The 26,525-nt window shown below is 71.8% G+C and carries 23 protein-coding genes; 8 read left to right on the top strand and 15 right to left on the bottom strand.

The annotated features are described in order from the left end of the window. Window positions 1-215 precede the first annotated feature (215 nt). Window positions 216-1,526, top strand: coding sequence for a transposase (locus tag AB0B01_RS01260; protein WP_361711790.1), 1,311 nt, complete (start codon window positions 216-218; stop codon window positions 1,524-1,526). 71 nt (window positions 1,527-1,597) lie between these two features. Here the strand turns inward: AB0B01_RS01260 and AB0B01_RS01255 are convergent, their stop codons facing one another. The 7 genes from AB0B01_RS01255 to AB0B01_RS01225 form a co-directional block, all read right to left on the bottom strand. Continuing rightward, window positions 1,598-2,242 (bottom strand): ScbR family autoregulator-binding transcription factor, encoded by a 645-nt coding sequence (locus AB0B01_RS01255; RefSeq protein ID WP_361711788.1) that lies wholly within the window; start codon window positions 2,240-2,242, stop codon window positions 1,598-1,600. A gap of 183 nt (window positions 2,243-2,425) precedes the next feature. Continuing rightward, entirely contained in the window at window positions 2,426-3,448 is a 1,023-nt protein-coding gene (fbaA, locus tag AB0B01_RS01250; RefSeq protein WP_361711786.1) for a class II fructose-bisphosphate aldolase, read from the bottom strand. 238 nt (window positions 3,449-3,686) lie between these two features. Beyond that, window positions 3,687-4,226 (bottom strand): orotate phosphoribosyltransferase, encoded by a 540-nt coding sequence (gene pyrE / locus AB0B01_RS01245; protein ID WP_361711784.1) that lies wholly within the window; start codon window positions 4,224-4,226, stop codon window positions 3,687-3,689. A gap of 21 nt (window positions 4,227-4,247) precedes the next feature. Further along, a complete protein-coding gene (locus AB0B01_RS01240) occupies window positions 4,248-5,045 on the bottom strand; it encodes an aldose 1-epimerase (protein ID WP_361711783.1) in 798 nt (265 codons plus the stop codon). A 33-nt stretch (window positions 5,046-5,078) separates the two neighbouring features. After that, entirely contained in the window at window positions 5,079-5,990 is a 912-nt protein-coding gene (locus AB0B01_RS01235; RefSeq protein WP_361711781.1) for an SRPBCC domain-containing protein, read from the bottom strand. Window positions 5,991-6,061: 71 nt separating this feature from the next. Then, a complete protein-coding gene (locus tag AB0B01_RS01230) occupies window positions 6,062-7,708 on the bottom strand; it encodes a polyamine aminopropyltransferase (RefSeq protein ID WP_361711779.1) in 1,647 nt (548 codons plus the stop codon). A gap of 140 nt (window positions 7,709-7,848) precedes the next feature. Continuing rightward, window positions 7,849-8,391, bottom strand: a complete 543-nt coding sequence (locus AB0B01_RS01225; RefSeq protein ID WP_361711777.1) for a DUF2617 family protein — start codon at window positions 8,389-8,391, stop codon at window positions 7,849-7,851. A 779-nt stretch (window positions 8,392-9,170) separates the two neighbouring features. Between AB0B01_RS01225 and AB0B01_RS01220 the strand changes: the two genes are divergently transcribed. Both AB0B01_RS01220 and AB0B01_RS01215 read left to right on the top strand, forming a co-directional pair. After that, on the top strand, window positions 9,171-10,361 hold the full coding sequence (locus AB0B01_RS01220) for a pyridoxal phosphate-dependent aminotransferase (RefSeq protein ID WP_361711775.1): 1,191 nt from the start codon (window positions 9,171-9,173) through the stop codon (window positions 10,359-10,361). Window positions 10,362-10,586: 225 nt separating this feature from the next. Then, window positions 10,587-11,744: a hypothetical protein gene (locus AB0B01_RS01215; RefSeq protein ID WP_361711773.1), complete on the top strand. Its 1,158-nt coding sequence runs from the start codon at window positions 10,587-10,589 to the stop codon at window positions 11,742-11,744. Window positions 11,745-11,780: 36 nt separating this feature from the next. Here the strand turns inward: AB0B01_RS01215 and AB0B01_RS01210 are convergent, their stop codons facing one another. Then, complete coding sequence (locus tag AB0B01_RS01210; protein WP_356846430.1) at window positions 11,781-12,323, bottom strand: YbjN domain-containing protein; 543 nt, start codon at window positions 12,321-12,323, stop codon at window positions 11,781-11,783. A gap of 102 nt (window positions 12,324-12,425) precedes the next feature. After that, window positions 12,426-15,026: an ATP-dependent chaperone ClpB gene (clpB, locus tag AB0B01_RS01205; protein ID WP_361711771.1), complete on the bottom strand. Its 2,601-nt coding sequence runs from the start codon at window positions 15,024-15,026 to the stop codon at window positions 12,426-12,428. A gap of 117 nt (window positions 15,027-15,143) precedes the next feature. Between clpB and AB0B01_RS01200 the strand changes: the two genes are divergently transcribed. After that, window positions 15,144-15,557: a TIGR03618 family F420-dependent PPOX class oxidoreductase gene (locus tag AB0B01_RS01200; protein WP_361711769.1), complete on the top strand. Its 414-nt coding sequence runs from the start codon at window positions 15,144-15,146 to the stop codon at window positions 15,555-15,557. 134 nt (window positions 15,558-15,691) lie between these two features. Here AB0B01_RS01200 and AB0B01_RS01195 read toward each other — a convergent pair whose 3' ends face one another. Both AB0B01_RS01195 and AB0B01_RS01190 read right to left on the bottom strand, forming a co-directional pair. Further along, window positions 15,692-16,006 (bottom strand): (2Fe-2S)-binding protein, encoded by a 315-nt coding sequence (locus AB0B01_RS01195; RefSeq protein ID WP_356846426.1) that lies wholly within the window; start codon window positions 16,004-16,006, stop codon window positions 15,692-15,694. Next, window positions 16,003-16,230 carry a hypothetical protein gene (locus tag AB0B01_RS01190; RefSeq protein WP_361711767.1) on the bottom strand — a complete coding sequence of 76 codons (228 nt, stop codon included), beginning with the start codon at window positions 16,228-16,230 and terminating at the stop codon, window positions 16,003-16,005. Before AB0B01_RS01190 ends, AB0B01_RS01195 begins: the two co-directional genes overlap by 4 nt. Window positions 16,231-16,332: 102 nt before the next feature. On the opposite strand from AB0B01_RS01190, the gene AB0B01_RS01185 reads away from it, so the two are divergent. Further along, a complete protein-coding gene (locus tag AB0B01_RS01185; RefSeq protein ID WP_361711765.1) occupies window positions 16,333-17,346 on the top strand; it encodes a helix-turn-helix transcriptional regulator in 1,014 nt (337 codons plus the stop codon). 79 nt (window positions 17,347-17,425) lie between these two features. Here AB0B01_RS01185 and AB0B01_RS01180 read toward each other — a convergent pair whose 3' ends face one another. Genes AB0B01_RS01180 through dnaK form a run of 4 tightly spaced genes read right to left on the bottom strand, consistent with a single transcriptional unit; the run spans window position 17,426 to window position 21,631 of the window. Further along, window positions 17,426-17,896 carry a helix-turn-helix domain-containing protein gene (locus tag AB0B01_RS01180; protein ID WP_361711763.1) on the bottom strand — a complete coding sequence of 157 codons (471 nt, stop codon included), beginning with the start codon at window positions 17,894-17,896 and terminating at the stop codon, window positions 17,426-17,428. 1 nt (window position 17,897) lies between these two features. Further along, a complete protein-coding gene (dnaJ, locus tag AB0B01_RS01175; RefSeq protein WP_361711761.1) occupies window positions 17,898-19,076 on the bottom strand; it encodes a molecular chaperone DnaJ in 1,179 nt (392 codons plus the stop codon). Between the two features lie 39 nt (window positions 19,077-19,115). Further along, window positions 19,116-19,775 (bottom strand): nucleotide exchange factor GrpE, encoded by a 660-nt coding sequence (grpE, locus tag AB0B01_RS01170; RefSeq protein ID WP_361711759.1) that lies wholly within the window; start codon window positions 19,773-19,775, stop codon window positions 19,116-19,118. Further along, complete coding sequence (dnaK, locus tag AB0B01_RS01165; protein WP_361711757.1) at window positions 19,775-21,631, bottom strand: molecular chaperone DnaK; 1,857 nt, start codon at window positions 21,629-21,631, stop codon at window positions 19,775-19,777. The genes grpE and dnaK overlap by 1 nt, the downstream gene beginning before the upstream one ends. A 369-nt stretch (window positions 21,632-22,000) precedes the next feature. On the opposite strand from dnaK, the gene AB0B01_RS01160 reads away from it, so the two are divergent. The 3 genes from AB0B01_RS01160 to AB0B01_RS01150 all read left to right on the top strand — a co-directional run bounded on the left by AB0B01_RS01160 (window position 22,001) and on the right by AB0B01_RS01150 (window position 26,393). Beyond that, on the top strand, window positions 22,001-22,579 hold the full coding sequence (locus tag AB0B01_RS01160) for a sugar transferase (protein ID WP_361711755.1): 579 nt from the start codon (window positions 22,001-22,003) through the stop codon (window positions 22,577-22,579). Window positions 22,580-22,689: 110 nt separating this feature from the next. Next, window positions 22,690-25,290: a (Fe-S)-binding protein gene (locus AB0B01_RS01155; RefSeq protein ID WP_361711753.1), complete on the top strand. Its 2,601-nt coding sequence runs from the start codon at window positions 22,690-22,692 to the stop codon at window positions 25,288-25,290. A gap of 203 nt (window positions 25,291-25,493) precedes the next feature. Beyond that, window positions 25,494-26,393 (top strand): Yip1 family protein, encoded by a 900-nt coding sequence (locus AB0B01_RS01150; RefSeq protein ID WP_361711751.1) that lies wholly within the window; start codon window positions 25,494-25,496, stop codon window positions 26,391-26,393. Window positions 26,394-26,525 lie beyond the last annotated feature (132 nt).

Here is a 26,525-nt window from a genome sequence, read left to right as displayed (position 1 = left end):
CCCGGCCCGCAGGCAGCCCGAGCTGCCGGTAGCCCGGCCCCTCCCCCCGTCGGGCGGTTGCCCGACGAGGTGGTGGTCCCACCACCCCGGCGGCTGCGGTGGGCGGGGGGTGGTGGTCGCCCCACCACCGGTCGGCCCAGCCGTGTGCCCGGCGCACCTCCCCCGGAAGGGGGCCGCGGGCGGACGGTAGGAGGGCCATCGACGAAGGGGGAGTCGTGAACGCCACCACCATCACCAGCCCGCACCGGAGCGTCCGCCCGCGACGGGACCGCGCTGCCGGGGCCGCCGGCGGCGCCGGTCCCATCGGTGCCGTCGAGGCGGCCGAGGAGCTGTGCTCGGCGGTGTTCACCTCCCTGCGGCGCCGGGACCAGCGGGAACGCGGGCGGCAGTACGTCCGCGGGCTGCTCGCCGCACAGGGCCGCAAGTCGATCCGCAACATCGCGCAGCAGACCGGGCCGGGCGACGCGGCCCTGGAGCAGAGCCTGCACCACTTCATCGCCGCCTCCACCTGGGACTGGCGGCCGATCCGGGCGGCGCTGTCGCAGTACCTGGGGCAGTCGGCCCCGCTCAACGCCTGGGTGGCGCAGCCGATGGCCATCCCCAAGGGCGGGGAGCACTCCGTGGGGGCCGGGCACCGCTTCGATCCGCACCGCGGTCAGATGTTCCGCGGCCAGCAGGCGTTCGGGATGTGGTTCACCTCGGCCGGGGTGGTCACGCCGGTGGGGTGGCGGCTGTTCGGCCTGGGCGAGGAGGAGTCGTACGAGGGCTGCGCCGTCACCGGCGTGCTGGACACGGTGCGGGCGTCGGGGATGCCGACGCGGCCGGTGGTGCTGGACATCCGCGACATCGCGACGCGGGCGACGCTGAACCGCTTCGCGGAGGCCCGGGTGCCGGTGGTCGGGCGGATCAGCCCGGAGGCGCGGCTGCTGGTGACGGACCCCCGGCTGCCGGGCTTCGGCGCGGGGACGCTGGCGGCCCGGGACGTCCTGCAGAACGTGCGGGGGTTGCGGATGCCGGTGGAATGGGCCGACCCGGACCAGCCCGGCGGGCGGCGCACGTCGCTGGTGGCCGCGGTGCGGGTGATGGTGCCGGATCCGGCGCCGGGGCGGCGGCGCGAGGTGCTGCTGTTCGGCGAGTGGGAGGCGGCTCGGCGGCTGCCGACGCAGGTGTGGGTCACGGACATGGTGCGGACGGAGCCGGGGGCGCTGGTGCGGATGACCAAGACGGCGCACCGGGTGTCCGCGGCGGCGGGGGCGAGCGTCCAGGAGGTGGGGCTGCGTGACTTCTCCGGTCGGTCCCTGCCCGGGTGGCACCGCCACGTGACGCTGGCCTCGGTGGCCCATGCGGCGCGCTGCCTGGGGGCCGCGGCAACCCCGGCTCCTGCGGCCGCCCCGCTCGCACCGGTAGCCCCGGGCGCCCCACTCGCCCCGGTCGCCCCGGTCGGGCCCGCGGCCGGGCGCTTGGTGGTCCGGCGCCCCGCAGCCGCGGGGCGGGCCCGTGCGGGGGCCCTGGCGCCGGCCCACTGAGCCGGGTCCCGGCCGAAGCGCGCCCCCGAAAAGATGCCCACGAGTAGGTTTCCGGGGCCCGCGAGTCGGTTTCAGCAGGTGCAGGTGCAGGGGCCCGTGGGATGGAGCGCCCGGGCCCCGCGGGCGGGTGCCGTGTCGAGGCGGACGGCCACGGCCGGGACCACCAGGCTCGGCATCACGCTCGTGTAGAGCGCAGACACCTCCCGGTCCAGGTCCAGGCCCAGCGTGTGCGACATGACGTTCAGGCCGGCGAACGCGCCCACCACCGTCCGCGCCGGCTCCCGCGGATCCACGTGCGGCAGCAGTTCCCCGCGGGCCTTCGCCTCCACCAGCAGCGGCGTGTGCAGGTCGATCCAGCCCTGGTAGGGCGCAGCCCGGTCCAGACCTCGGTTCCGGCCGTTCTCCAAGGTCAGGCGGGCGCTGCCGCGCATCAGCACGTCGTGCTGGAGGCGGTGCGAGAAGATCATGCCGATGTCCACGAACTCCTGCGCCTTGAACTCCTGCGGCAGGAACACCGGCTCCACGCCGACCTGGGCGTCGATCACGGCCTGCGCCAGATCGTCCTTGGAGTCGTAGTGGAAGTAGAGCGCGCCCTTGGTGACCCGGGCGAGCCGCGCGATGTCCGTCAGCTTGGCCGCGTCGAAGCCCCGCTCCTCGAACACCGCCGCGGCGGCTTCCAGGATCGCCCGACGGGTGCGCACCGCCCTGTCCTGCATGATCCGGCCCTTCCAAAAAAATACCCGTGGGTATGCTAGCCTTCCGGGACAGCAGAGGCCGCCTCCGGGGGGAACGGGGGACACCCCGGAGGGCCGGTCCGGATACGACGAAGGGCCCGGTGCGCCGCCTCAGGACGGGGTACCGGGCCCTTCGCTGCTCGGCCTACGGCAGCCTGCAGGGTCCTACTTGAGCTTCGTGCCCGTGGAGCGCAGGTTCGCGCAGGCCTCGGTCACACGCTGGGCCATGCTCGCCTCGGCCAGCTTGCCCCAGGTGCGCGGGTCGTAGGTGGACTTCTTGCCGACCTCGCCGTCGACCTTCAGCACGCCGTCGTAGTTGCGGAACATGTGGTCCGCGACCGGGCGGGTGAAGGCGTACTGGGTGTCGGTGTCGAGGTTCATCTTCACGACGCCGTTCTCCAGCGCGGTGGCGATCTCCTGCTCGCTGGAGCCGGAGCCGCCGTGGAAGACGAAGTCGAACGGGGAGGGCTTGCCGAACCGCTCGGCGACGCCCGCCTGGAGGTCCTTCAGCAGCTCCGGACGCAGGACGACGTTGCCCGGCTTGTAGACGCCGTGCACGTTGCCGAACGAGGCGGCCAGCAGGTAGCGGCCCTTCTCGCCCAGGCCCAGGGCCTCGGCGGTGCGGATCGCGTCCTCGACGGTGGTGTAGAGCTCGTCGTTGATCTCGTGGCTGACGCCGTCCTCCTCACCGCCGGTCGGGGTGATCTCGACCTCAAGGATGATCTTCGCGGCGGCGGCCTTCGCGAGCAGCTCCTGGCCGATGGCCAGGTTGTCCGCGAGGGTCTCGGCGGAGCCGTCCCACATGTGCGACTGGAAGAGGGGGTTCTGACCCTTGGCCACGCGCTCGGCGGAGATGTCGAGCAGCGGGCGGACGTAGCCGTCCAGCTTGTCCTTGGGGCAGTGGTCGGTGTGCAGGGCGACGGTGATGTCGTACTTCGCCGCCACGACGTGCGCGAACTCGGCCAGGGCGACCGCGCCGGTGACCATGTCCTTGCTGTACTGGCCACCCAGGAACTCCGCACCACCGGTGGAGATCTGGATGATGCCGTCGCTCTCGGCCTCCGCGAAGCCGCGCAGTGCAGCGTGCAGGGTCTGGGACGAGGTCACGTTGATCGCCGGGTAGGCGAACTTGCCTGCCTTCGCCCGGTCCAGCATCTCGTTGTAGACCTCGGGGGTTGCGATGGGCATCTGTCCGCTCCTTGGATGTGCGGGGAGTGTGCGATTGCTGGCCCTGACCTGGGGGCGACGTTGCCGTCGCGCCTATCTTTCCAGACTCGACGGGACAGTCGACCCGCACCGGGTGGAGCGTTTCACGTGAAACATTCCCCCCGGCCGAGACAGACGGGAAAAGACCAGGTCAGCGCGTACGCAGAGAGTTCCGGGCCCCCCGGCCCCGGCGTCTCGCCCCGTGGACGCGGCCCTCGGACTAGGCCAGCCCGAGGTCTCCCAGCCGGTAGCCGGTGAGGTAGGGGAGACCGGCCTCGGCGATGGCGTCCGAGGCCCCGCGGTCCACGATCGTGGCGACGGCGACGACCTCGCCGCCGGCCTCGCGGACGGCCTCGACGGCGGTCAGCGGGGAGCCGCCGGTGGTCGAGGTGTCCTCGACCACCAGGCAGCGCTTGCCCTTCACGTCGGTGCCCTCGATACGGCGCTGCATGCCGTGGGCCTTCTGCGCCTTGCGCACGACGAAGGCGTCCAGGCGCTCACCGCGCGCGGCGGACGCGTGCAGCATCGAGGTGGCGACCGGGTCGGCGCCCAGGGTCAGGCCGCCGACGCAGTCGTAGTCGAGGTCGGCGGTGAGGTCGAGCATGACCTGCCCGACCAGCGGGGCGGCCTCACCGTCGAGGGTGATCCGGCGGAGGTCGATGTAGTAGTCGGCCTCCTTGCCGGAGGAGAGCGTCACCTTGCCGTGCACGACGGCCTTGTCCTTGATCTGCTGCAGAAGCGCATCGCGTACGTCAGTCATGGCTCCGAGCTTAATTGCGCTCTAGGAGAGCCGGCGCCAGGTCCAGGTCGTGGAGATCTCCAGCGGGTCCACGGGGGTGACCAGCTGCGGGAGGGTGTTCAGGCCGTTGGGCGGGCCGGACTGCGGCTCGACGCAGACGGCCTCGGGCTGCTCGTCGTAGACGACCACCCATTCGGCCCGGCTTGTGACCTTCAGCTCCAGCGCGCCGGGCCAGGTGAGCGTGACGTCGACGCCGTCCGGCATGCCGAAGCAGTCGTCCCAGGGGCCGGGAAGGGGCTCGATGCGGCGTCCGGTGGGCAGGTGGTCGCTGCCGCGCTCCTCCTGCCAGGCCGGGGCGAAGTCCACGCGTACGTCCTCGCCCGTGCCGGTACCCGCACCGAGGTTGCGGCGGAACCAGGGGTGCCAGCCCGCCTGGGCGGGGAAGGAGTCGCCGTACGTCTCCACCCCCAGGGTGAGGGTGAGCGAGTTCGCGTCCAGCGCGACGAGCTGGGTGACCCGGCCGGGGTACGGCCAGGGCTCGGTGAGGTCGTACGTGAACGCCGCCTCGGTGGCGCCGGCCCGAGCCCGGCGCCAGGGCGCGTCCCGGCCGAAGCCGTGGATGGCGTGCGGCGGCTGGTTGATCGGCAGCTGGTGGACGGCGGCCCCGTCGCGGAACTGCCCGTGCGCGGTGCGGCCGCACCACGGGACCATCGGAAAGCACCCGTAGCGTGGGCCTTGGCGCAGCAGCTCCGTCCCGTCGATGCGCAGACTGCTGATCCGGCAGCCGTTCTCCTGGTCGACGGTCACCTCGGCGCCCCCGGCGCTCAGTTGCGTACTCATGCAGCCGAGCCTAGGCGGTGCCCTGCCGACGGGTCAGCGCCGGCGGCGCAGGGCGCGGCCGAAGACGACGGCCGAGGCCAGGGCGAGGGCGGCCGCCGGGGCGATCCAGCGCAGGCTCGCTCCGGCCGTTCCCGCGGACGGGGCGGGGACCGGGGCGTAGCGGCCGCGCGGGGGCGCGTGGTCGACCTCCTCGGCGCTGCGGCCGATCATGGTGCGGCGGGCGTGGGCGGCCTCGGCGGGGGGCTGGGCGGAGCCACCGAGCTCGTCGAGCTCCCCGAAATCGCTGAGCTCTCCGAAATCGCCCTCCAGGAAGGGGTCCAGGGAGCGCTCCGCGGCCGGGTCCAGTGGTGCGGACGGGTCCAGGGACGGGGGCGGGACCTCCGTGTCGAAGACGGAGGCCGTGACCTCGCCCGTGTCGTCCTCCGCGGCATCCGAGGCATCCGCGTGCCCCGAAGCCTGCTCGGCCTGCTCGGCCTCCTCGGCCTGCGCGATCACGTCCGTCACCGGCTCCGCCGCCGTGGCCACCACCGCCAGCTGCTGCGCGGCCCGGTCCAGCAGCCGCTGGGCGGCCGTCGCGGTGGCCTCCGGTGCGAAGGCGGCGGCGCGCCCGTCGGCCGCGGCCTCGGCGGTGAACTCCAGCCGGGTCCCGCCGTCCACCGGCGCCAGGCGCAGCCCGAGCGACAGCTTGACCGTCCCGCTGCCCCGGATCTCCGTGCCCTCACCGGCCACCACGAAGTGATCGGGCTCCCGTTCGGCGATGCTCAGCGCCCCGCGGTAGGTGACGGTGTGCCCGCCGACCCGCAGTCTCAGCCGGCCCGCCAGGGCGCCGGACGCGGCGTCGGCGTCCTGCTGGAGGCCGGGGACGCAGCGGGCCACCCGGGCGGGGTCGCGCAGCACGGCGCGGAGGTCGTCTGCCGGTACCGGAACGAACACCTGATGCTCCATGCGGTCGAGCCTACCGACGTGAGCCCCTCCCGTACGCGGTCCGGCACCGACCAATCCCGCGATCCCGCGGCTCAGGAATACCGGGGGTGCGGAAGCGTGGACGGCAGGACTCCGGCCGGCCGTGCCCGTTCCGCGTCGCGCGCCGCGTCCTGGAGGGACCGGGTGGACAGGGAGCGCAGCCCGGGCGTGTTGTGGTCCACCCGCAGCTCCGGGACCCGGTCCCGGCCGGCCAGGACGAAGCCCCAGTCCAGCGGCTGCGCCCCGGTCGCGCCGGGGCTGCGGCGGTCCGGGCCCGCGGCGAAGCCCGAGAGCCGGCCGCCCGCGCTGTAGGGGGAGGTCCTCAGGCCGGCCGCGCGCAGGGTGGCCTCCACCGTCCAGTACGTGTGCGGGCGGGTGGCCAGCGGCCCCGCGTGCACGGCGATCCGCCCGCCGGGGCTCAGGGCCCGCGCGGCGAGCCCGTAGAACTCCTGCGAGTACAGCTTCGTGCTGGGGGTGATGCCCGGGTCGGGCAGGTCGGAGACGATGACGTCGAACCGGTCCCGCGCGGCCGGCCCCCGCAGCCAGCCGAAGGCGTCCTCCGTGACGACGCCCAGCCGCGGATCCTCGTAGGCCCGGCCGTTGAGCGCGGACAGCATGGGGTCGGTGCGGGCGAGCCGGACCACGCCGGGGTCGAGCTCGACGACGGTGACGGAGGCGACGTCCGGGTAGCGCAGCACCTCGCGGGCGGCGAGCCCGTCGCCGCCGCCGAGGACCAGCACGCGGCGGTGCGGGCCGGTCATCGCGGGGTGCACCAGGGCCTCGTGGAACCGGTACTCGTCGTAGCCGCTGACCCGCAGCCGCCCGTCGAGGAACAGGTCGAGCGAGCGCGGGGAACCGCTGGAGGGGCCGGTCAGGACCAGTTCCTGCACGCCGGTCTGCCGGGCGACGCGGACCTCGGCCCCGTAGACGGCGCGGCGGGCCACCCGCTCGAAGTCGGCGGCGAGGGCGGTCGCGCAGGCGAGGAGGGCCAGCACGGTGAGGTTCGAGGCGATGAGCACCCAGCGCCCGCGCCGGCCCAGGTCGCGGCGGAACAGCCACAGCACGAGACCGCCGCCGACGACGGCGTTGACGGTGCCGGTCAGCATGGCGCCGGTGAGCTGGCCGAGCACCGGCAGCAGCAGGAAGGGGAAGGCCAGCCCCCCGACCAGGGCGCCCACGTAGTCCGCGGCGAAGAGGTCGGCGACGGCGCCGCCCGCGTCCTGGCGGCGGATCCGCTGGATGAGCACCATCAGCAGCGGGATCTCCGCGCCGATGAGCACGCCGATCACGAAGGAGAAGGCGACGAGGGCCGGCCGGGACTCCCCCAGCCAGGCGAAGCTCGCGTACAGCGCCATCGCGGAGAGCCCGCCGACGAGCGCGAGGCCCGCCTCGATGGCGGCGAACCCGAAGGCGGGCCGAGTCCGCAGCTGTTTGGCGAGCAGGGATCCCACGCCCATGGCGAAGACCATGACGGACAGCACGACGGACGCCTGCGTGACCGAATCGCCGATGAGGTACGAGCCGAGGGCGAGCAGCTCCAGCTCGTACACCAGACCGCAGGCAGCACAGACGAACACGGTGGCCAGGACGAGGAGTCGGCCGGTCCGGGGCCGTACGGGCAGGGCGGCCGCCGGACGGGTCGCCCCGCCCCGAGGCTCCGGAGCCGGAAGCACCCGGCGCGGGACGGAACGGTCGATCATGCAGCGAACCGTACGTCACCGCCCACTTGCATCCCGTCACCCACATGGGTGCAACCGACGTGCGGTTTCACCCAGTTGGCCCAACCACCGTGGACGGTCCGCACCGTCCGCGCCCCCGAGAAGCCTTGGTCCGCCGCCGTCTAAAGTACGGCGGGCTCCAGGCTCCCGGCCGGCGCACCCATCCGCACACCGACCCTCGTACGAGTGGCCACCAACTGGCCTTCCTGCGGGTACGCATGCCAGGTCCGCCAGCGCACCTGGCCCTCGTGGCGCTGGGCGAGCATCGCGGTGAAGGCGTGCGGACTGCCCGGAAAGGTCCCGGCCAGTCCGTTCGGGTGGTCCGCGACCAGGGCGAGCAGTTCCTGGGCCCGCCCCGCGAAGGAGCCACGCGACAGCTTCTCGACCCGCGCGGCGAACTCGTACTCCCAGTCACCCATCCGCTTCGCCACGCCGAGCGGCAGCGGCGTGCTGCTGCCGGGCATGCAGGCGACCGTCTCCGAGCAGAGCACCGCGCCTTCCTCCAGGAGCACCTGATGAGAGGCCCCGAGCAGGCGCAACTCCACCTTGGCGCCGGTCAGTTCGAGGTTCAGTACAGCCAGGGCGGGCAGCCGGTCCCGCCCCAGAGCCCAGGCGAGGTCGGCGGCACGCGTGTCGGTGTAGGAGGTCTTGAGGGTCGTGAGCATGAGTCGGCTCCGCAAACGCGCGAGGGAGATGGGCCGGGGCCCGCCAGCGGTGGTCAACGGGTGGGGGGACACCGGCACGGGTCCACAGGAAGTCCAGGAGGGTCCGAGGACTGGTCTACTCAACCGAGGGAATCATGAAAGGCACGGCACTCACAGCGCTTTTACCCAACTTGATTGGGTTTACATCCCCCCGGGGGCTGCTCAGTTCACGTGTTCAACACCGTCCGTCCCGCGCGTCGTCATACGGCCGATCGGGAAAGCCCGACGGACGCGGGGTGGGCACACGGGCGCGAGGCCGCGGGACGGGCGCGGGGCGCCCAAGGACGTGAGGGCGCCCGACGGCGGCACGCGCCGCCGGGCGCCCTGACGTACGCGGTGCCAGCTGCCCCGTGTCAGCTGGAACCGCAGCCCCCGCCACCGCAGGAGGACGACGATCCACCGCAGGACGAGGAGGAACCACAAGACGAGGACGAACCGCAGGAGGAGGACGAACCGCCGTCCCCCGCCCACCACGAAGAGCCCGAACCGGAACCGGAGCCGGAGCCGGAGCCCGAACCCGAGCCGGACGCCTTCTTCACCAGGAACACGAAACCTGCGATGACCAGCGCGACGAACAGCACACCGAAGACCACCATCGTCCTCACCCTCCCCCTCACCCCCGGTTCCCCCGAGGTGTCGAACCACGGTCGTTCGCGGGCCGCGGCCCCGCGTGACAGGGGGATGCCCGCACGCCACCCCGGCCAAAGCACACTTGAGCAAGTCCAGAGGTTCCCCGCAGGATGGCCGCCATGAGCGCACCCGCGGGCGGCAGCCGCCCCTTCCTCAACCGCCGGCTCGCGGCCTTCGGTACGACGATCTTCGCGGAGATGTCGGCCCTGGCCGCCCGCACCGGGTCGATCAACCTCGGCCAGGGCTTCCCCGACACGGACGGCCCGGCGGAGATCGCCGAGGCGGCTTCCCGCGCGGTGCTGTCGGGCCTGGGCAACCAGTATCCGCCCGGCCCCGGCGTCCCGGAGCTGCGCACTGCCATCGCCCGCCACCAGCAGCGCTTCTACGGCCTGGCCTACGACCCGGACACCGAGGTCCTGGTCACCGCAGGCGCCACCGAGGCCATCGCCGCCTCACTGCTCGCACTGCTCGAACCGGGCGACGAGGTCATCGCCCTGGAGCCGTACTACGACTCGTACGCGGCCTGCATCGCGATGGCCGGGGCCACCCGCGTCCCGGTCACCCTGCGCCCGCACGCCGGAGCGTTCGTCCTCGACCTGGACGAACTGCGCGCCGCGGTCACCCCGCGCACCCGGCTCATCCTGCTGAACACCCCGCACAACCCGACGGGCACGGTGCTGAGCGCGGCCGAGCTCGCGGCCGTCGCCGAGCTGGCCGTGGAGCGCGACCTCCTCGTCGTCACGGACGAGGTCTACGAGCACCTCGTCTTCGAGGGGGCCCACACGCCACTGGCCTCCCTGCCCGGCATGCGCGAGCGCACGGTCACCATTTCCAGCGCCGGCAAGACCTTCTCGTTCACCGGGTGGAAGGTCGGCTGGATCACCGCCACCTCCGCGCTCGTCTCCGCGGTCCGCTCGGCGAAGCAGTTCCTGACGTACGTCGCGTCGGGCCCATTCCAGTACGCGATCGCCGAGGCCCTGCACCTTCCCGACAGCTACTTCGAGGGGTTCCGGGCCGACCTGGCCGCCAAGCGCGACATCCTCGCCGACGGGCTCACCGCGGCCGGCTTCGAGGTCTTCCGCCCGCAGGGCACGTACTTCATCACCACCGACATCTCCCCCCTCGGCGAGAAGGACGGCCTCGCCTTCTGCCGCGCCCTGCCCGAGCGCTGCGGTGTCGTCGCCATCCCGAACCAGGTCTTCTACGACGACCAGGCCGCCGGGGCCACCCAGGTGCGCTGGGCCTTCTGCAAGAGGACGGGGGTGCTCCAGGAGGCCGCCGACCGGCTGCGCCGGCTCTGACGCGCCGGTCCTTCAAGGGGCCCTTCGAGGGTCCTTCGAGCGGCGGACCCGGTCGGCGGCGTCGGACGGCGCGCCGCCGCACGCCCTCATAGGGTCTCCCTCATGACGACGCGGAGCGGGAGCAGGCTCTTCACCGAAGGTTCAGGAGCGCTTCCCGCCGCAGCACGACGGACGGCCTCACGCGTGCCCGAAGCTCTCTCCACCAACGGCTGAAAGACGGGGTTCATGACGGCGACGGGCAGCACGTCGGCTTCCGTACGTCCGCAGCAGGTGCGCACCGCCGCCGTGCGCGCCCTGCCCGCCCCCGTGGTCGCGCTCGGGGTGTTCGCCACCGTCCGCGGGGCCGGGGTGCTGCTGCTCGCCGTGGGCTCGTGGTGGGCGGGGCGCAGCCCCGTGCGGGTGCTCGGCTTCTCCTGGGATTCCGTCTGGTACCTCGCCATCGCCTCGCACGGGTACGGCCGCACCCAGATGTGGGCGGACGGTGGCTGGGTGCAGAGCGACTGCGCCTTCTTCCCGCTGTACCCGCTGCTGGTGCGGCTGGCCGGCGCCACCCCCTGGGCGGGGCTGCTGGTGGCGTGGACCGCCGCGGCCGTGGCCGCCGTCGGGGTGTACCGGGTCGGGGAGCTGGTGTACGGCCCGCGCGTCGGGGTGCTGCTGGTGACGGTGTGGGCCGTGGTGCCGCACGCGGTGGTGCTGAGCCTGGCCTACACCGAGCCGCTGCTGTCGGCGCTGGCCGCCTGGGCGCTGTACGCCCTGCTGCGGGAGCGCTGGCTGTGGGCCGCGGGTCTGGCGGTGCTCGCCGGGCTGACCCGCCCCACCGGGATCGCCGTCGCCGCGGCGGTGTCCGTGACGGCGCTGCACGCGGTGTGCGTGGGCAGGTCACGCGCGCCCGAGGTGTGGGCGGCCGGGCTGCTCGCGCCGGTGGGCTGGGCGGCGTACGTCCTGGCCGTGGGGGTGCGCACCGGGGATCCCGCCGGGTACTTCACCGTGCAGCGGCGCTGGGGCTCGCGCTTCGACTTCGGGGTCGGCGCGCTGGACTCGGCCGGGCGGGTGCTGAGCGGCGGGCAGGTCATGCTCGCCACCGTCGTGACGGTGGCGGTGCTGGCCGTGGCGGCCCTCATGGCGGTGCTGCTGGTCCTCGACCGGACCCCGCTGCCGCTGCTCGTCCACACCGCGGTCCTGCTGGTGATCACCTTCGGCGGGGCCGGGTTCTTCGAGTCGAAGCCGCGCTTCCTGCTGCCCGCGTTCCCGCTGCTGCTGCCGGTCGCGGCCGCCATGGCGCGAGCCCGGCCGCGCTCCGCGGTCGTGGTGACCGCGGGGCTGGCCGGGCTCTCGTACGGCTACGGGCTGTACTTGCTGCTCGTGGCCCGCGTACCGCTGTGACGGCTTTCGGCGCGCCGAAGGCCGAGGGTCAGACGGTCAGTCGTCGTCGCCGTTCTGGTCGTCGCCGTCGGCGGAGGACTCGATGTCCTTCTCCAGTCCGAGCTGCTCCACGAGCCACTTGTCGAACTCGATGGAGGCGCGGACCCAGCTGACGGTGGAGGAGACGAAGTGCTCCAGGCTGACGCCGGTGCCGATCAGCATCTGCGCCTCGCCGATCAGGCGGACGGAGCCGTCGTCGTGGGTGTGGCTGTAGACCTTGGGCCACAGCGTGCGGCGGTTCCAGTCGTCGATCGACTCCAGGAGCTGCGCCTTGTCTTCGATGGCGTGCGGGCGGTCGTAGAAGGTCCGCACCGAGAAGACCTGCTGCTCGTCCTCGCCGCGGAACATGAAGTACGTCCGGAACTCCTCCCACGGCGCCGCGAGGTCACCCTCGTCGTCGACGACGTACTTGAGCTCCATCTGGTCAAGCAGCTGCTTGACCAGATCCTGGTCGGGGACGACGGGGCCCGCCGGTCCTGTGGCCTGCGGATCGGGCTGCTGCCCTCCGAAGTTCGGAATCGAGGCCGGGTCGATGCTCACCGTGTACTTCCCTTCGTGCGGATACTGCCATCCTCCACCATCGCTCCCACCCCGTGTCCAGCCCTCCACGCCCGATCCGCTCCGGGCGGACAGGAGCCGCGATCAGAGGGCCTTGCCGACCAGGAGGTCGTCGGCCGCCACGTCCACGCGGACGGTGTCCCCGTCCCTGACCTCGCCCGCCAGGATCTCCTTGGCCAGCCGGTCGCCGATGGCCGTCTGGATCAGGCGGCGCAGCGGCCGGGCGCCGTACGCCGGGTCGTTGCCCTTGTCCGCCAGCCAGGCCAGCGCCTCGGGGGTGACGTCCAGGCTCAGGCGGCGGTCCGCCAGGCGCTGGGCGAGGCGGCCGATCTGGAGCCGGGCGATGTGCGCCAGCTCGTCGGCGCCGAGGGCCGAGAAGACCACCACGTCGTCCAGCCGGTTCAGGAACTCCGGCTTGAAGGAGGCCCTGACGACCTCCAGGACCCTGGCCTTCTTGTCCTCGGGGGAGGCCAGGGGGTCCATGAGGAACTGGCTGCCGAGGTTCGAGGTCAGGATCAGGATGGTGTTGCGGAAGTCCACGGTGCGGCCCTGGCCGTCCGTGAGGCGGCCGTCGTCCAGGACCTGGAGCAGGATGTCGAAAACCTCGGGATGGGCCTTCTCGACCTCGTCCAGGAGCACGACGCTGTACGGGCGGCGGCGGACCGCCTCCGTCAGCTGGCCGCCCTCCTCGTAGCCGACGTAGCCGGGGGGCGCGCCGACGAGCCGCGCCACGCTGTGCTTCTCGCCGTACTCCGACATGTCGATGCGCACCATGGCCCGCTCGTCGTCGAAGAGGAAGTCCGCGAGGGCCTTGGCCAGCTCCGTCTTGCCGACGCCCGTGGGCCCGAGGAACAGGAACGAGCCGGTCGGCCGGTCCGGGTCCGCGATGCCGGCGCGGGTGCGGCGTACGGCGTCCGAGACCGCCCGTACGGCCTCCGTCTGGCCGATCAGGCGGCGGCCGAGCTCCGCCTCCATGCGCAGCAGCTTCTGGGTCTCGCCCTCCAGGAGCCGGCCCGCCGGGATGCCGGTCCAGGCGCCGACCACGTCCGCGATGTCGTCGGGGCCGACCTCGTCCTTGACCATCGCGTCCTTGGAGTGACCGGTCTTCGAGGCCTCCTCCTCCGCCTCGGTGGCCTCCGCGAGCTCGCGCTCCAGGGCCGGGATCTCCCCGTACAGCAGCTTGGAGGCGGTGTCGAAGTCGCCGTCGCGCTGGGCGCGCTCCGCCTGGCCGCGCAGGTCGTCCAGGCGCTCCTTGAGCTCGCCGACGCGGTTGAGGGACTGCTTCTCCTTCTCCCAGCGGGCGGTCAGGCCCCGCAGGTCCTCCTCCCTGTCCGCGAGGTCCTTGCGGATCTTGTCCAGGCGCTCGCGCGAGGCCGGGTCCGACTCGTTCTTCAGCGCCAGCTCCTCCATGCGCAGCCGGTCCACGGCGCGCTGAAGCTCGTCGATCTCCACCGGGGAGGAGTCGATCTCCATGCGCAGGCGCGACGCGGCCTCGTCGACCAGGTCGATGGCCTTGTCGGGCAGGAAGCGGGAGGTGATGTACCGGTCGGAGAGGGTCGCGGCGGCCACCAGCGCGCTGTCGTTGATCTGGACCTTGTGGTGCGCCTCGTAGCGGCCCTTGAGGCCGCGCAGGATGGCGATGGTGTCCTCGACGGTCGGCTCGGCGACCAGCACCTGCTGGAAGCGGCGCTCCAGCGCCGGGTCCTTCTCGATCCGTTCGCGGTACTCGTCGAGGGTGGTCGCGCCGACCATGCGCAGCTCCCCTCGGGCCAGCATGGGCTTGAGCATGTTGCCGGCGTCCATGGCGGAGTCCCCGCCGGCGCCCGCGCCGACGACGGTGTGGAGCTCGTCGATGAAGGTGATGATCTGGCCGTCGCTGGACTTGATCTCGGCGAGGACGGTCTTCAGGCGTTCCTCGAACTCGCCGCGGTACTTCGCGCCGGCGACCATCGCGCCGAGGTCGAGGGCGACGAGCCGCTTGTTCTTCAGGGACTCGGGGACGTCGCCCTTGACGATGCGCTGCGCGAGTCCCTCGACGACGGCGGTCTTGCCGACGCCGGGCTCGCCGATGAGCACCGGGTTGTTCTTGGTACGGCGCGACAGGACCTGGACCACGCGCCGGATCTCCTGGTCGCGGCCGATGACCGGGTCGAGCTTGCCCTCGCGGGCAGCCGCCGTGAAGTCGGTGCCGAACTTCTCCAGGGCCTTGTACTGGCCCTCCGGGTCGGGGGTGGTCACCCGCCGTCCTCCTCGTGCTTTCTCGAAGGCGTCCAGCAGCTTCTGCGCCGTCGCGCCCTGCCGGGTGAGGACCTCACCGGCCGCGCCGCCCTTGGCGGCGATGGCGATGAGGAGGTGCTCGGTGGAGAGGTAGTCGTCACCGAGGCGCCCGGCCTGGCCGTCCGCCTCGGCCAGTACGGCGAGCAGGTCGCGGCTGGGCTGCGGGGGCGCGACCGTGGAGCCGGTGACGCTGGGCAGGCCCGCGAGGACCCGCTCGGCCCCGCTCCGGACGGCGGCCTGGTCGGCGTCGACCGCGACGAGCAGGTCGGTGATGTTCTCGTTGTCCTCGCCGGCGAGGAGGGCCAGCAGCAGGTGTGCGGGGGTCAGGTCGGCGTGGCCGTCCTTGACGGCCCGGCTGGTGGCCGCGTTCAGCGCGTCCCGGCTCCTGTTGGTCAGCTCGGCGTCCACGTGCGGCTTCTCCTCTCCCTCTCCATACGAATACTGACAAGCTCAACGTCCGCAAAGTTGAGTCTATTCCACTCAAGGTGGTGAGGGTAGCCGCCGCCCGTGGATACGCTGCGGCGCATGTCCCACGACGTACTCAACCCGACGCCCGAATACCTCGCCTTCTGGCGGGAACGGCACGTCTGCACGCTGACCACGCCCCGGCCCGACGGCACCCCGCACGTGGTGCCGGTGGGAGTGACGTACGACCCCGAGGCCGGGCTGGCCCGGGTGATCAGCAACAAGCACAGCAAGAAGGTCCGCAACGTCCTGGCGGCCCAGGCGACGGCACCGGGCTCGGCCCGGGTCGCGGTGTGCCAGATGGAGGGCCGCCGCTGGGCGACGCTGGAGGGCCGCGCGGTGATCCGTACGGACGAGGCCGCGGTGGCCGAGGCCGTGGCGCGCTACGCCGAGCGGTACGGGCGGACGCCCTCGCCCAACCCCGACCGGGTCGTCCTGGAGATCACCCTCGACCGGGCGATGGGACGGGCCTGAGCCCGGGCCGGGAAAGAAGTCGCGTTCAACCCCTGGACGCGGACATCACAACGGCGCCACCGTGGTCAGGTCCACGATGGCGCCGTTGTGTGGGGGAAGCACCTGGAGCGATCTGCAACGACGGGGGAATCGCTTCAGGCACTGCGGGGGGTGGCGGTGGTGATATCGGGTTCGAAGAGCTGGTGGTCGCGCTGATCAAGGTTCACGAAGACCATGCCGTAGCGCACCTCGCAGCGGACGGGCTGCGGCGCGCCGCGGGGGCGGCGCAGGCAGCGGTACGCCCGGACGTCCTCGTCCTCCTCGCGCGTGACGACGATCGGCTGGCCGAACAGGGTGACCATCAACGAGTCGCCGGGGTGGGGGATGGCCGTGGCGAGATCGATGAACTGCCAACCGGATCGGTAGGCGGAAGCCATTTCACGTCGGAAACCGCGGTCGTCGGGGGTCATCCCGCGTTCTCCACGACAAGGGCGGCTGAATCGGCATCGACGGGCGCGGACCGCCATCCGCTGTCCATCGGTGCCGCACGCCATCCACTGTCCTCCAGCGGCGCCGCATGCACGTCCGCGGCACCTCCCGCGGCGCCCCCCAAGGTGACTCCGGCAAGTCCCAGACCGGCCAGCGCCGAGAAGATGACGGTGGCAAGCGCCGAGCGAAGCATTCTCTTGTTCATGGTCGGCTTCGTCCTCACTTGATGAAATCCTCTCCCCCGCCTGTCAGACGATGGCTCATTCAGGCACGTTGCTGCCACAGGGACGATGCATCATGTTCTTGCATGTTCAGGACCCTGGGGGGTGGAGATTTGACCATAAACAGAACAAAAGCGACACATCCCCACTCGGTCACCGAGCTGTGCAGTGAGGGGGCGCGGCTCTACACCAGCGCGCTGCGCACGGGACGCATTGCACGTGGGGACGTGAAGACGGCGCCTTGTCTGCTCGATCTGGCGTTGTTGCAGCCAGACCCTGATGACGTCAACTCGCTCCGCCCGGTTCCCCCCGCCGTCGCCCTCGCACAGCGGCTGCATCCGATCGAACGGGAGATCCGCGACCGGCGCCGCGACTCCCTCGAACTGTCCGAGGCTTTCGAGCCGTTTCTCGCCATCAGCGCGCAGAACCCGGCGAGCACCCACGCCATCACCGTGCTCGAAGGCTTCGACCCCATCAACGCGGCCCTCAACCTGGCCACCGCCGAGTGTCACACGGAAATGCTCACCATCCAGCCCGGCGGCGCCCGTCCGAGCCTGGAGCTGACGGAGGCCCTGGAGCGCGACCAGCCGCTGACCGACCGCGGCGTGCGCATCCGCACCCTCTACCAGCACACGGTCCGGCACAGCCGCGGCACGCTCGCCTACGTCGACCTCCTCAAGGCCGGCAAGGTCGAAGTGCGCACGCTGGAGGAGCTGTTCGAGCGCCTCATCATCTTCGACCGGACGGTCGCCTTCATCCCGGCCAGCGACGACCGGCAGGTCGCCCTGGAGCTGCGCCACCCGGGCCTGGTCGACTACCTCATCAAGGTGTTCGAGCAGTTGTGGCACCGGGCCGTGCCGCTCCAAGAGGAAGTGACGTACCAACACACCCGCAGCGGCATCTCCGGGGTGCAGCGCACCATCGCCCAACTGCTCGTCGAGGGACACGTGGACGAGGCCATCGCACGCCGGCTGGGCATGAACGTCCGGACCTGCCGGGCGCACATCGCCAAGCTCGCCAGCCACCTCGGCAGCGGCAGCAGAGCCCAACTGGGCTTCCTGATCGCCCGTTCGGGGATCCTGGAGGACGAGAACGACTGACGCCCCGAAGGCCCCGCCCGGGAACCGGACGGGGCCTTGAGTGTGCGTCAGCGAACGGCCGCGCCGGGCGGCCCTGCGGTCAGTCGGCCTGGCGCTTCGGCGCGGGCCGCCAGACGACCAGGGCGTTGCCCGCCACCGGCGGCTGGTACTTGACCAGGTCCCGCCGGTACGAGGCGTGCACCTGGGCCTCGCGCTGCTGGAGCACGGCCGCCGCGCCGTCCACCGCCGCCGAGAGCTCGGCCACGCGCTGCTGGAGCGCGGCGACCTGGTTCTCCAGCTCGATGATCCGCTTGATTCCGGCCAGGTTGATGCCCTCGTCCTGGGACAACGTCTGCACCGTGCGGAGCAGTTCGATGTCGCGGGCCGAGTAGCGCCGGCCGCGGCCGGCCGTCCGGTCCGGGGAGACCAGGCCCAGGCGGTCGTACTGGCGCAGGGTCTGCGGGTGCAGCCCCGAGAGCTGGGCGGCCACCGAGATCACGTAGACCGGGGTCTCGTCGGTCAGCTCGTACGCCCCGCTACCGAACCGGGCCTGCCGTCGGCGGCCGTCCATGTCATGCTCCCTTCGCGGACTCGAACAGCACGGCGCGCGGGTCCTCCGCCCCCGTCGCCTCGCGGTACATCTCCAGCGCCTCGCGGGCCTTGTCCGACAGCTCCGAGGGGACCGCGACCTCCACCGTCACCAGCAGGTCCCCGCGGGTGCCGTCCTTGCGGACCGCGCCCTTGCCGCGAGCCCGCATCGTACGGCCGTTGGGGGTGCCGGGCGGCAGCTTCAGCGTCACCGCGGGGCCGTTCAACGTCGGGACCTTGATGTCGGCGCCGAGCGTTGCCTCGGCGAACGTCACCGGCACGGTCACCGTCAGGTTGTCGCCCTTGCGGCCGAAGACCGGGTGGCTGTCCACGTGGACCACCACGTACAGGTCGCCGGACGGGCCGCCGCGCTCGCCCGGTCCGCCCTTGCCGCGCAACCGGATCCGCTGGCCGTCGGAGACGCCCGCCGGGATCCGGACCTGCATGGTGCGGGAGGACTTGGCCCGTCCGCTGCCCTTGCAGACCTCGCAGGGGTTCTCCGCGATCAGGCCGCGGCCCTTGCAGTCCGCGCAGGGATCGGTCAGCGAGAAGCCGCCGCCGCTGCCGCGGGAGACCTGGCCGGTGCCGACGCAGGTCGGGCACACCCGGGGCGTGCCGTTCTTGTCGCCGGTGCCCGAGCAGGCCTTGCAGGGGGCCTGGGAGGACATCCGCAGCGGGACCGTGGCCCCGTCCACCGCCTCCGTGAAGGAGAGGGTGACCTCCGATTCGATGTCCTGGCCGCGGCGCGGCTGGGTACGGGTGCCCGCACCGGCGCCGGCGCGGTTGAACAGCCCGCCGAAGACGTCGCCCAGGCCGCCGCCGAAGCCGCCGCCCGCGCCGCCGCCCGGCTGGGAGCCGCCGAACAGGTCGCCCAGGTCGAAGTTGAACGAGCCGCCCCCGCCCGGGCCGGGGCGGAAGCCCCCGTTGCCGAACAGGGTGCGGGCCTCGTCGTACTCCTTGCGCTTCTTGGGGTCGCCGAGGATGTCGTTGGCCTCGGAGATCTCCTTGAAGCGCTCCTCGGCCGCGGCGTCGCCCTTGTTGGCGTCCGGGTGGAACTCGCGTGCGAGCTTCCGGTACGCCTTCTTGATCTCGGCCTCGGTCGCGTCCTTCGGGACACCGAGGACCTTGTAGTAGTCCTTCTCGACGAAGTCCTTCGTGCTCATCCCCGGTGTCCCTCCTCCCGTGCCTTTACTGGTTCAACATCAGCCCTTGTCGGGGGCATCCGTGTCCTTGTCCGACGGCGTGTCGGCCTCGGCCGACTCGGACTTCGGGGCCGCGCCCGGCTGGGGCTCGGCCACCGCGACCCGCGCGGGGCGGATCGTGCGCTCGCCGATCCGGTACCCCGGCTGCAGGATCGCCACGCAGGTCGTCTCGGTGACGTCCGGCGCGTACGAGTGCATCAGGGCCTCGTGGATCGTCGGGTCGAAGGGCTCGCCCTCCTTGCCGAACTGCTGCAGCCCCATCTTGGCGGCGGCCGTCTCCAGCGATTCGGCCACCGACTTGAAGCCGCCGACCAGCTCGCCATGATCCCGTGCCCGGCCGATGTCGTCCAGGGTCGGGAGCAGCTCCGTCAGGAGGGACGCGACCGCGATCTCCTTGACGGCGATCCGGTCCCGCTCCACCCGGCGGCGGTAGTTCTGGTACTCGGCCTGGAGCCGCTGGAGGTCCCCGGTCCGCTCGGCGAGTGCCGTACGGGCCTGGTCCAGCTGCGCCAACAGGGCAGTGTCCTGTGCTCCGGAGTCCCCGGCCGGGGCCGCCGCCTCCTCCTTGGCGGAGTCGGCGGCCTTCGGCTCGGCGTCGTCAGGCGTGGCGCCGGTGGGGACTTCGGGCTTCTCCTCAAAACCCGGGGTCTCCTCCGACATCAGGCAGCGCCGCCCTTCGGCTTCTCGTCGTCGACGATCTCGGCGTCGACCACGTCGTCGCCGGCGTCCGCCGCTCCGGCCTGGCCCGCGCCACCGGCGGCACCGGCCGCGCCCTGGGCGGCCTGCGCGTCGGCGTAGATCGCCTGGCCGAGCTTCTGGCTGACCGCGGCGACCTTCTCGGTCGCGGTGCGGATCTCCGCCGTGTCCTCGCCCTTGAGCTTCTCCTTCAGCTCGGCGACGGCGGTCTCGACCTCGGTCTTGACCTCGGCCGGGACCTTGTCCTCGTTGTCCTTGACGAACTTCTCCGTCTGGTAGACGAGCTGCTCGGCCTGGTTGCGGGTCTCGGCGGCCTCGCGGCGGCGGTGGTCCTCCTCCGCGTACTGCTCGGCCTCCTGGCGCATCCGGTCGACCTCGTCCTTGCCGAGCGAAGAGCCGCCGGTGACGGTCATCTTCTGCTCCTTGCCCGTGCCGAGGTCCTTGGCCGTGACGTGCATGATGCCGTTCGCGTCGATGTCGAAGGAGACCTCGATCTGCGGGACGCCGCGCGGGGCCGGGGGCAGGCCGGTCAGCTCGAACATGCCGAGCTTCTTGTTGTACGCCGCGATCTCGCGCTCGCCCTGGTAGACCTGGATCTGCACCGACGGCTGGTTGTCCTCGGCCGTCGTGAAGATCTCGGACCGCTTGGTCGGGATCGTGGTGTTGCGCTCGATCAGCTTGGTCATGATGCCGCCCTTGGTCTCGATGCCGAGGGACAGCGGGGTCACGTCGAGGAGCAGGACGTCCTTGACCTCACCCTTGAGGACACCGGCCTGGAGGGTGGCGCCGATGGCGACGACCTCGTCCGGGTTGACGCCCTTGTTGGCGTCCTGGCCGCCGGTCAGCTCCTTGACGAGTTCGGCGACGGCCGGCATGCGGGTGGAACCGCCGACCAGGACCACGTGGTCGATCTCGGACAGCTGGATGCCGGCGTCCTTGATGACGTTGTGGAACGGGGTCTTGCAGCGCTCCAGGAGGTCCGCCGTCAGCTGCTGGAACTGCGAGCGCGTGAGCTTCTCGTCCAGGTGCAGCGGGCCCTCGGCGGAGGCCGTGATGTACGGCAGGTTGATCGTGGTCTCCGTGGAGGAGGACAGCTCGATCTTCGCCTTCTCGGCGGCCTCGCGCAGACGCTGCAGCGCCATCTTGTCCTTGGACAGGTCGACGCCGTGGCCGTTGTGGAACTGCTTGACCAGGTAGTCGACGACGCGCTGGTCCCAGTCGTCGCCACCGAGGTGGTTGTCACCGTTGGTGGCCTTGACCTCGACGACACCGTCGCCGATCTCCAGGAGCGACACGTCGAAGGTGCCGCCACCGAGGTCGAAGACGAGAATGGTCTGGTCGTCCTTGTCGAGGCCGTAGGCCAGGGCGGCCGCGGTCGGCTCGTTGACGATGCGCAGGACGTTCAGGCCCGCGATCTCACCGGCCTCCTTGGTCGCCTGGCGCTCGGAGTCGTTGAAGTACGCCGGGACGGTGATGACCGCGTCGGTGACCTTCTCGCCCAGGTAGGCCTCGGCGTCGCGCTTCAGCTTCTGCAGGATGAAGGCGCTCATCTGCTGCGGGTTGAAGTCCTTGCCGTCCAGGTTGATCTTCCAGTCGGTGCCCATGTGGCGCTTCACCGAGCGGATGGTGCGGTCCACGTTCGTGACCGCCTGGCGCTTGGCGACCTCGCCGACGAGGACCTCGCCGTTCTTGGCGAAGGCGACGACGGACGGCGTGGTCCTGGCGCCCTCGGCGTTGGTGATGACGGTGGGCTCGCCGCCTTCGAGAACGCTGACGACGGAGTTAGTGGTGCCCAGGTCGATGCCGACCGCACGTGCCATTTTGATTCCTCCAGCTGACTTGAGTGCAACAGACTCAAGGATGCAGTACGGCCGCCCCGGCGTCAACAGACATGAGTCCATGCGGCTCAACTCTTACGCCACCCTTACGCTCACCCCGGCCGTGAGCAGGCACAATCCCGCGGTGCGCGCGTACGGCTCCGACGGCGTGGCAGGGGCCGGACGGGCGCGGCGGAGGAGCCGAACGGGCCCTGCAGGGGGGCCGGGTGGGCGCGGCGGACGGGCCGGCGGGCAGGCGTGGGGGCCGAGCGGGCGGCCCGGCCGGCGGGCGTGGGGGCCGAGCGGGCGACGGCGGGCGGCCCCGCCGCGCGGCGCACCGGAACCGCCGGAGCCGCTTGGCACGGTGCCCCCATGCCCCTGCGCCTGCTCTCGCCGCGCCCGCCGTCCGACCCGGGGCCGGCCGTCCCCCCCGCCCGCATGCCCGCCCGGGCCGCCCTGCCGGACTGCTCGGCGAAGCGGGTGTTCGACCTCCTCGGGGCCCTCGTACTGCTCCCGGTCTTCCTGGTCCCGCTGCTGCTCGCCGCCGGGCTGCTGTGCGCGGCCGGGGGCGGGCGGGTCTTCGTACGGGAGCCGGCGGCAGGGCTGGGCGGGCGGCCGTTCCGCACCTGGCGGCTGGGCACGCGGGGCGCGGGGCGGATCGGGGCGGCCGTGGAGTGGTGCGCCCTGGACGGGGTGCCGCAGCTGCTGAACGTGCTGCGGGGGGAGATGTCGCTGGTCGGGCCCCGCCCGCAGGCGCGTACGGATTGCGCGGACCGGCTCTTCGTACGGCCCGGAATGACCGGCTTGTGGCAGGTCAGTGCGCGCTCCGACCTCCCCTGGGAGGAGATGGCGCTGCTGGACCGGCACTATGTGGAGAGCCACTGGCTTGGGATGGATCTCGCGATCCTGGCCCGCACCCCTCGGGCGGCCTGTCGACACAGGCATGCCTGAGCGACACAGATCACCGCACGCTCACCTACATTGCGCGGCGGAGAATGGGTAACCTCAAGCCTTGACTCAATAAGTTACCGCTTAGTAAGTCCCGCCCGAGGAGCCCTCCCATGCAACTCGCCGCGATCATCGTGTCGCTGGTACTGACCGTGGTCGGCGTTGCGCTCATCGCCCGAGCCGTGGCGCAGATCTATCGCTTCGTCAAGCTCGGCCAGCCGGTGCCCTCGGGCAGCCGTACGGACGACCCGACGGCGCGCACCCTCACGCTGGCCAAGGAGTTCGTCGGCCACACCCGGATGAACCGCTGGGGCGTCATCGGCGTGGCCCACTGGTTCGTCGCCGTGGGCTTCCTGACCCTCGGCCTGACGATCGTGACGGCGTACGGCCAGCTCTTCCAGGCCGACTGGGTGCTGCCGGTCATCGGCGGCTGGCTGCCCTACGAGCTCTACACCGAGTTCATCGCGCTGTTCACGACGCTCGGCATCCTGACCCTCATGGGCATCCGGCTCGCGAACCTGCCCTCGCGGGCGGGGCGCAAGTCGCGCTTCGCCGGCTCCAAGGCGGGCCAGGCGTACTTCGTCGAGTACGTCATCCTCACCATCGGCCTCGCGATCATGACCCTGCGCGGCCTGGAGGGTGCCATCCACGGCGTCCACCACTACGAGGCCGCGTACTGGGCCTCGTACCCGCTGGTCGCCGCGTTCAAGGGGCTCAGCTACGCCACCCTGCAGAACCTGGTCTACCTGACCGCCATGATCAAGCTCGGCGTCACCATGACGTGGGCGATCACGGTCGGCCTCAACACCAACATGGGTGTCGCCTGGCACCGCTTCCTCGCCTTCCCGAACATCTGGTTCAAGCGCAACGCGGACGGCGCGACCGCCCTCGGCGCGCTCCAGCCGATGACCAGCGGCGGCAAGCAGATCGACTTCGAGGACCCGGGCGAGGACGACGTCTTCGGCGTCTCCCAGGTCGAGCAGTTCTCCTGGAAGGGCATCCTCGACTTCTCCACGTGCACCGAGTGCGGCCGCTGCCAGTCGCAGTGCCCCGCCTGGAACACCGGGAAGCCCCTCTCCCCCAAGCTGCTGATCATGTCGCTGCGCGACCACGCGCACGCCAAGGCCCCGTACCTGCTCGCGGGCGGCGGCAAGACGATGGAGGGCGAGGAGCGCGCCACGGCGGAGCAGCTCGCCGGTGTCCCCGCCGCCGCGCTGGCCGAGGCCGAGCGCCCGCTGATCGGGACCGTCGAGGAGAACGGCGTCATCGACCCGGACGTGCTGTGGTCCTGCACGACCTGCGGTGCGTGTGTGGAGCAGTGCCCGGTCGACATCGAGCACATCGACCACATCGTCGACATGCGGCGCTACCAGGTGATGATCGAGAGCGCGTTCCCGTCCGAGGCGGGCACGATGCTCAAGAACCTGGAGAAGAAGGGCAACCCCTGGGGCCTCGCCAAGAAGCAGCGCGTGGAGTGGACCAAGGAGGTCGACTTCGAGGTCCCGATCGTCGGCAAGGACGCCGAGGACCTGTCCGAGTACGACTACCTCTACTGGGTCGGCTGCGCCGGCGCGCTGGAGGACCGGGCCAAGAAGACCACGAAGGCCTTCGCGGAGCTGCTGAACATCGCGGGCGTGAAGTTCGCGATCATGGGCGGCGACGAGAAGTGCACCGGCGACTCCCCGCGCCGCCTCGGCAACGAGCCGCTGTTCCAGCAGCTCGCCCAGGAGAACGTGGCCATGCTGAACATGGCCTTCGGTGAGGACGACGAGGACCCGTCGACCAAGAAGCCGAAGTCGGCGAAGCGGATCGTCTCGACCTGCCCGCACTGCTTCAACACCATCGCGAACGAGTACCCGCAGCTGGGCGGCGAGTACGAGGTCATCCACCACACGCAGCTGCTCCAGCACCTGATCGACGAGGGCCGGCTGCTGCCGGTGACGCCGGTGGACGGGCTGATCACGTACCACGACCCGTGCTACCTGGGCCGGCACAACAAGGTCTACACGCCGCCGCGCGAGATCATGAGCGCCGTCCCGGGCCTGCGCCAGCAGGAGATGCACCGCCACAAGGAGCGCGGCTTCTGCTGTGGCGCCGGTGGCGCGCGGATGTGGATGGAGGAGCGGATCGGCAAGCGCATCAACAACGAGCGCGTCGACGAGGCCCTCTCCCTGAACCCGGACATCGTGTCGACGGCGTGCCCGTTCTGCCTGGTGATGCTGACGGACTCGGTCAACGGCAAGAAGAACGAGGGCCAGGCGAAGGAGTCCGTCCAGGTGGTGGACGTGGCCCAGCTGCTCCTGGAGTCGGTGAAGGCCCCGGAGCCGGACGCGGAGGCGCTCGCCGCCGCGGAGGCGGAGGCGGAGGCTGCTGCCGCCGCGGAGGCCGAGGCTGCTGCCGCCGCGGAGGCCGAGGCTGCTGCCGCCGCGGAGGCGGAGGCCAAGGCCAAGGCCGCCGCCGAAGCGAAGGCCAAGGCGGAGGCGGAGGCGGAGGCGGCAGCTGCCGCCAAGGCCGAGGCGGACGCGAAGGCCAAGGCCGACGCGGAGGCGGAGGCTGCTGCCAAGGCCGAGGCTGAGCCGGCGCCCGCGGCTGCGGCCGAGGCCAAGGTTGAGGCCGAGCCCGAGCCCGAGGCCGAGCCTGCGGCAGAGTCGGCCGCGGCCGCTGAGGCCGAGCCCGAGGCGAAGCCGGAGACTGCGGGCGAGAGCGCCAAGTAGGCAGGCCAGGCCCGCGTACGACACCGGAACGGCCGGTCCCCGCCCAGGGGACCGGCCGTTCCGCGTCCCGGCGTCCGGGGCGCAGCCCCGGGGACGCACGCCCCCCATTCCTCCCCCTAGGGGATGTCACAGGTCAGCCGCAAACGACGCATCTTCCGGCCGCCCGTCCACCGGGATCCGCCGGACGAGGTACGTTCGATCACGTGGCTGGATTCAGGATCGGACGCGGCCGGGACAACAACCGCGCGCCCCAACAACCCCCGCGGCAGCAGCCGTACGGTCAGCAGCAACCGCAGCAGGCACCGTACGGCGGGCAGCCCTACCCTCCCCAGCAGCAGTGGCCCCAGCAGGGCGCCACCGCCGGAGGCCACGGCGAGCCCGAGTACTTCGACCCGTACGGCCAGCAGCCGCCGGCCCCGCAGGCGGCGCAGCCCCCGTACGGCCACGGAGGCTCGTACGCGGACGACAACCCGGGGCACACCCAGGTCTTCGCGTACGGCGAGGACCCGTACAGCCAGGGCGCGACCTACCAGGCGGGCGCCGGCGCGGCCGCGCCGACCGGCCCGAGGCTGCCCTGGAAGGAGCTGCTGCGCGGCATCGTGATGCGGCCCGGGCCGACCTTCCTCCAGATGCGCGACCACCCCGTGTGGGGCCCCGCGCTGATCGTGACGTTCCTGTACGGCCTGCTGGCGGTCTTCGGCCTCGACGACGCCCGCAAGGACGTCATCAACGCCACCCTCTCCCAGGCCGTCCCGATCGTCCTCAGCGCCGGTGTGGCCTTCGTCGTCTGCGGGCTGCTGCTGGGCGTCGTCACGCACACCCTGGCCCGCCAGATGGGCGGCGACGGCTCCTGGCAGCCCACCGTGGGCCTGTCGATGCTGGTCATGTCCATCACGGACGCCCCGCGCCTGCTCTTCGCGGTATTCCTGAGCGGCGACAACATGCTGGTGCAGGTCCTGGGCTGGGCGACCTGGGTCGCGGCCGGCGCCCTGTTCACCTCGCTGATCAGCAAGTCGCACGACCTGCCCTGGCCGAAGGCCCTGGGCGCCTCGGCGATCCAGCTGATCGCCCTCCTGTCGATCATCAAACTGGGCACGCTCTAACCGCCCGCACGCCCGCATGACAGGTGAGGGGCCCGCGCCATCGGCGCGGGGCCCCCCACCGGGCGTGAGACATGGTGAAGCCCCCCTGGGGGACCCCCCCGGGCGAGATGGGCCAGTGCCACGGCCTCGACA

This window comes from Streptomyces sp. NPDC044571 (assembly GCF_040647115.1).
Taxonomy (GTDB): domain Bacteria; phylum Actinomycetota; class Actinomycetes; order Streptomycetales; family Streptomycetaceae; genus Streptomyces.
The sequence above is the reverse complement of the archived record's forward strand: the minus strand, read 5'-3'. Positions and strand labels throughout refer to the sequence as shown.